Origin of the sequence: Halomonas citrativorans (assembly GCF_014898005.1) — a bacterium.
Lineage (GTDB): Bacteria > Pseudomonadota > Gammaproteobacteria > Pseudomonadales > Halomonadaceae > Vreelandella > Vreelandella citrativorans.
Window position 1 is genome coordinate 41,323 of record NZ_JABUYX010000024.1, and the last position, 6,000, is coordinate 47,322.

General features: G+C 53.3%; 5 protein-coding genes and 1 pseudogene. 1 reads left to right on the forward strand and 5 read right to left on the reverse strand.

Annotated features, from left to right (window positions below):
• Positions 1–47 precede the first annotated feature (47 nt).
• The 3 genes from INT20_RS15420 to INT20_RS15430 form a co-directional block, all read right to left on the reverse strand.
• Entirely contained in the window at positions 48–1,049 is a 1,002-nt protein-coding gene (locus INT20_RS15420; protein ID WP_193057248.1) for a glycosyltransferase family 9 protein, read from the reverse strand.
• 99 nt (positions 1,050–1,148) lie between these two features.
• Positions 1,149–1,736 carry a FlgO family outer membrane protein gene (locus INT20_RS15425; protein ID WP_193057249.1) on the reverse strand — a complete coding sequence of 196 codons (588 nt, stop codon included), beginning with the start codon at positions 1,734–1,736 and terminating at the stop codon, positions 1,149–1,151.
• A 4-nt stretch (positions 1,737–1,740) separates the two neighbouring features.
• A complete protein-coding gene (locus INT20_RS15430) occupies positions 1,741–2,478 on the reverse strand; it encodes a hypothetical protein (protein ID WP_319643864.1) in 738 nt (245 codons plus the stop codon).
• Between the two features lie 107 nt (positions 2,479–2,585).
• Between INT20_RS15430 and INT20_RS15435 the strand changes: the two genes are divergently transcribed.
• Positions 2,586–3,617: an OmpA family protein gene (locus tag INT20_RS15435; RefSeq protein ID WP_193057250.1), complete on the forward strand. Its 1,032-nt coding sequence runs from the start codon at positions 2,586–2,588 to the stop codon at positions 3,615–3,617.
• 362 nt (positions 3,618–3,979) lie between these two features.
• Here the strand turns inward: INT20_RS15435 and INT20_RS15440 are convergent, their stop codons facing one another.
• Both INT20_RS15440 and INT20_RS15445 read right to left on the reverse strand, forming a co-directional pair.
• Positions 3,980–5,560 carry a methyl-accepting chemotaxis protein gene (locus INT20_RS15440; protein WP_193057254.1) on the reverse strand — a complete coding sequence of 527 codons (1,581 nt, stop codon included), beginning with the start codon at positions 5,558–5,560 and terminating at the stop codon, positions 3,980–3,982.
• A 206-nt stretch (positions 5,561–5,766) separates the two neighbouring features.
• Positions 5,767–6,000: pseudogene (locus INT20_RS15445) on the reverse strand (hypothetical protein); the annotation flags it as partial.

The following is a 6,000-nucleotide window of genomic DNA, read 5'->3' on the forward strand; positions in this document are numbered from 1 at the left end:
GTAGGCCTTTTGGTTTTAGCGACGCGTAAAAGTGAAATGATGCCTGATTACTCAGGGCGAGGGATAAACGACGCCATCGCTTCGAGAATTTGATCAACGTCAGGGATGCGCCCATCCTGGTTAAATAAACACGTATGTTGTGGCTCGTACCTGGGCCAATAGCGGTAAGGCAGCGTCGAATAAAAAATGCCCAAGGTGGGCGTGTGCGTGGCCAGTGCCAGGTTTCTTACGCCCGTATCGCCGCAAACAAGTAAATCTGCTTGGGCCATGGTGTGCGTAAGCTCCTCTAGGGGGAGTTTGTGCTGGATCGTAATGTTGGCGTGCTGCGCGGCCTCGGCGAGCAGGAAATCCCCTTTTTCACTCTCGTTGGCCCCTTCCAGCAAAATATGCTGATAATCAGGAAACTGTGAGGCAGTGCGTAACATAAGCGCCTTCCATACGTCCTGTGGAACAGATTTATTGGTTCCAGACGCAAAGGGGAAATAGTAGATAGCGCGAGCACTCTCGCTTGGGGAGTGAACGGGCAGCGCAAAATCGAGCGGGTACGAGGGCTGGTTGCCGAATACGCTTAAGAAGTCGAGTAAGACCTCGGCTTCGTAATGGTAGTTTGAGCGGGGCAGAGTAACGTCATACAGCCAGCGGTTGTACCAGGGGCGATATGGAAACCCCATTTTTAAATGCGCACTGCTCAATAGTGTGAGTGCCCTTGAGCGAGAAGTATCCGCAAGGTCAAACACAATATCGAACTTACCAAGCGTTGTAAGCGATTTGTACTGTTCTTGAATGCCGGTTGATGTGTCATGGATGAAAATGTCATCGACCAGGTCTTCAGGCACGGCATAGCGGTATTTGCGGGTGGTTGCCAGCGTCACGTGCGCGTTAGTAAAGGTCCTTTTTAATTCAACCAGGAAGGGACGGGCCGCCATATAGTCGCCAAAAGCACATTGGCGTATCACTAAAACACGCTGGATATCCTCATGGCGTGTTTGGTTGGCCCACTGTAGAGATTTTTTCTTGAAATAACCTGACTTATCTTTCCATATCTTCATACTGCAGGGCCTGATAATAACGATTAAAACGACATTGCCGGTGAGACATACAGGGCAGTTGAGTAGGTGGCCCATAGTGAGTGTTCACTATGGGCGCGTTTACCAGCCCCCTTGGCCTTCCAGCAAGCTACGCATGTTATTATCCAGCTTTACTTGAAAATCTGCACTGCCCAATACCATGGCATCGCTTGAACGTACGACACGTGTGCTTACGTAGAGGTAATCCTGCCCTTGGGCATAGGTGCCCATCAAAATAGAGCGTGCATTATATTGTGAGCTTAAGCTCTGTACCTCGCGAGAAAGGATCAACTCGCCCACTTTCTCCTCAATAAACATGCTGTGGCGCATTTTGACTTCACGCACCTGCATGCCCTGCTGCGCAAGGGCCGAGGCCATGATTTCCGAGCTGATACGCCCAAACGTGGAGGATTGCGTGAGGTTGTCGATGTTGACAAAGGTCGCGGCAATCATGGGGTTGTAGCGCGTGATATCTGGGTTGCCAGCCACCATCTGTTGAGCAGCTTTATGCGCCAGCTCAGAAAGGTCGGGCTCTGGCGGGCGCGGCTTGCTGTTAGCACTGTTCGTGGCACAGCCCGCTATGAAAAGCAGCAAAAGGCCCATCAATAACAGGCGGCTAGTCGCTAGAAACGTGTGCGGATGCGGTGATGTCGACGATATGAAATGCATGGCGTTACCAGGTACCTGTTACCGGGATAGAGGGGACAGCCGGTGCTTGCGGAACGCGATGCGGCGCATATTGGCGGCGGTCGCCTGCATTGATGTAATAGATATTCGATGAGGAGTAAAGAATACGCTCATCGTCGGTTATCTGAATGGTGATAATAACCTCTTCATTGCCTGTAGAGGTCCAGCTACCGCTAACGGCGTCGGCAGCAATCCCGGCGGGTATTAATCCAAGCGCGGGTTCTGCCCAGTGGTTATAGGGGATAGTCGCGACCGCAATGCCTGCTGTTAGGGCTGTAAAGGTACCGACTGGCGGGCGAATAAAGCCCCGGTCTCGGTGTTCAACTACTTCCACGCCGATATGGACATCGGCGGTGTTGGCCGTTGGCAGCGTAGTGAGGTTGGCGCCACGCGAAACGAGCTCGCTGGTTAGTAGCGTGCGAAAACCGCGTTCAAATTCGCCGCCGCTATACGTACTCAGGCTTTGGTGGTCAGGCTCGGTGATATATAAATCCCGAAAACGCACGCGCTCACGCTGTAGAATGCGGTTGGTTTCATAGCGCGCCAGTACTTCCCAGTGGTGAGCGGCCTGCATACGTTGCTGCTCAGTATAGGGATAGGTGGTGGCGATGGGGGCCTGCGAGGTGTTGGCATAGAAGCAGCCGCTTAGCAGTAAGCTTGCAAACCCTGCACAGGCAATACGGAATAATGGGGGCGTTAGTAAATGGCTTAAGCAGCTCTGCACCAGAGGTTCCTTATCGTGTCATAGGGTCTTTGATAGACTTGTCTAGTTTTACCATGCTTGGTAACCATCGGCCACGGGATTGAAAACTTGAATGAGCGATAACACGCATGCTTGAAGACCATCGCGGCGGCTCGCGCCATGATACGCTAATGTCCGCCTATCCTGCCGATGAAAGTGGTAGCGGATGGATGATTAGCTACATCGATATTATGACGCTGCTGGTGGCGCTATTTGTCATTATTGTGGCGGCAGCGGGTGCCAAGGCACCTGAACTGTTTCAAGCATCCTCAGAAGAGGCGGCTCAAACGTCAGATCTTACACTTAACATACCGCTTCCAGAGCCAATAGAAGATGCACGGCAACAGCGCACTATTGAAGCGTGGCGGCGAGGGCTGGACCCTTACGCGCTGAGCGCGGCACTTGGCGTTGCCGGGTTGCCCAGTCGTATTGCTGAACCTGAGGCTACACCCGAAGCGCCGCCGCCACTGCTGGCACTTGCCCCTGTGGAGGTTATACCGCCAGAAGAGGTTGCTGAACCGTTAGCGTGGATGCCTCCTGTGGAGCTGCCTACGCTGTTAATGCGCACGGATGATGAGGCATTAGCGACGCCCTTGGCCGATTATATGGTGCTACTGACAGACCACCCCCCGGTGAATGTTCAGGAAGTATCCATGGATGCGATCAATAGTGCCCAGGTACTTCAGGCCTCCCTGGTCGAGCGTGTTGATGTCTCCCCCTATTTGCCCGACCTGGAAGGTGTTGAGGTTTCCCGGGTGGCGGAGGGGATTAGTTTACGCGTTCAGGATCAACTGCTGTTCCCTTCCGCTGAGGCACAGCTCACCAGTGGAGGAAGCTCACTGGTCGGCAGCCTGCTGGAAACCATTCAGCGATACGAAGGGGAGGTATGGGTAGAGGGCCACTCAGACAGCCAGAGTATTAGCACCGAGGAGTTTTCTTCAAACTGGGCACTCTCCAGTGCACGGGCCATTGCTATTGTCGAAGCACTAGAAGCGGAAGGCGTCGCGCCTGAGCGCCTAAGAGCGGTTGGGCTCGCCGCTACTCAGCCACTTGAAGATAACAGCACGCCAGAAGGTCGGTCACGCAATCGACGCGTCGAAGTCGTCATTCATATTGAGTAAAAAAGCCCGCCGGGGTGGGCGGGCAAAAGAGCTTGGCTCGAAGTAGCTCGCTAGCCTCAGGGGAGGGGGGAATTGCTAGCGAGTACAATTTAAGTATAGTTGTAGTGTAGGTTTTTCCAAGCGTTTAAAGTCGGCTTAAACGTTTTGACAAGGCTCACGTTTTTATAATCTTGCTGAAATACATCATAACAGTGCGTTTAGCTGGCGCTGCTTCAAATACTGCTTAAATAAATTGTGGGGCAGGCTAATGCTCGCCCACCCCCTGGAAGCTTGATGAGCTGGGCTCCCACAATGTTTGCTTGGCCTTGAGGCTTGATGAGCATTGTGGGAGCTTTAGCCAGCGAATGGGGCTTGTGTGCTTGTTAGTGGTATTGCGGGAGGGCTGCTTGCGCTTCTTCGCCGTTTTGATCTACACGGAAGTGAGCAACTTTCTGACGCAGTTGAGTACTAAGCTGCGCTAACATTTGGGTGGTATGAGTACTCTCTTGCACCAGCCCGGCGTTTTGTTGGGTCATCTGGTCCATCTGGGTCACGGCCAGGTTGACCTGCTCAATGCCGCTGCTCTGTTCACTGGTGGCGGCGGATATCTCCTGTACCAGCGTGCTGAGCTGTTGGATGTCGGTGACCACGCTATTGATAATGTCACCGGTATTGCGGACTTGCTGGCTGCCTTCGGCGACTTTAGCGCCGGAGTTTTCAATCAGCTTTTTGATTTCCTGAGCGGCCGATGCTGAACGGCTGGCAAGCTGGCGTACCTCATTGGCGACCACTGCAAAGCCACGGCCCTGTTCGCCTGCGCGTGCTGCTTCCACCGAGGCATTCAGTGCCAAGATATTGGTCTGAAACGCGATGGCATCAATGGTGTTCACGATACTGCTCATTTCCGCCGAGCTTTCATTAATCGTGGCCATGGTACTGACCACCGTGGTCATTGCGTCGCTGCCGCGCTGCGCATTATTTGCCGTGTTCGTGGCCAATTGGCGGGCATGCTCGGCATGGTCAGCATTCTGTTTCACAGTGGCGGTGAGCTCTTCCATGCTGGAGGCTGTTTCGGCAAGGGAGGCAGCCTGCTGTTCGGTGCGGGTTGAAAGCTCTTCGTTAACGCCCACAATTTGCTCAACGCCACTGTTGACCTGGTCGGCACCGTGATGAATATCGCCAATCGTTCCGGCTAACGTCTGCCGCATACGATTAATATCATAAAGCAGGCTTGCTTGGTCACGGCTGGAAAGCTGGGTACTACGGGTAAGGTCGCCATCCGCAATATAACGCACCACCGTTGCCGCATAACGCGGGTCTCCGCCCAGGCGGCGAGAAACATCACGAATGACCCAGCCCATCAGCAGAGTGGCCGGCAAGCCGATGATTAACAGCATGATGATGGAATGCAGCAAGTTGGCAATGAATGCTTCGTTAATATCATCCACATAAACGCCGGTTGCCAGTGACCACTCCCACTCAGGCAGGTAGGCCACATAGCTGATTTTAGGTAGCTGCTCGTCGCCATTGGCACGGCGAGCATGGTAGCCAACGTGGCCGCCTCCCGCTTGCGCTGTGCGAAGCAGTTCGGGATACAGCAGCATGCCGCCGGCATCTTCATAGCGGCTCATATCATCGCCAGGTGTTCGGCTAGGGTGGGAGATGACAATTAAATCGTCATTGAAAGAGAAAATATATTCATCAGCGCCAAAGCTCACACTGGACATATTATCGATAGCGCGTTGTTGCGCTTCTTCAAGGCTCAGTTCGCCAGCGGCGACCCTTTCTTGTAACACTTCAATCTGGTTATGCACGCTTTCGACGATGTATTGAATGCTGTCGCGGCGTTCGCTTTCGATCGTTTGGCGATTCTCCCAAGCAAGCCAGCCCACCAGCAGCAGCATGGTGATCCAGATGATGCCCAGCGTTCCCCAGAGTTTTTGTGTTGTTGTTATTTGCATTATTATTTTCCTATCACAGCTAAGTAAGTAACGAATACATCCTATACCTATATCGGCCTAACGCTCTGTTACTTAAGGCGAACTACATAAAACTCGTTAGAAGGGCGTTGAAAATTCGCTATAAGCGCGCTGAAAAGGTGGGGCATACAATCAAAAACGCCCCCGTGGCCAAAAAAGCCAAGGGGGCGTTTTTCTGCTGCTAGCCTGGTTTAAAAATCGCTATCGTCGTGTGTAACGCGTGACGTTGATGAGCGTGATGGTAGGGGGGTTAGGGGCGACTGGTGATCCACTCGGAAGTGAGACACACGCTCGCGCAGTTGGGTACTAAGCTGCGCAAGCATCTGGGTCGCGTGATTGCTCTCTTGCACCAGCCCGGCGTTTTGTTGGGTCATCTGGTCCATCTGGGTCACGGCCAGGTTGACCTGCTCAATGCCGCTGCTCTG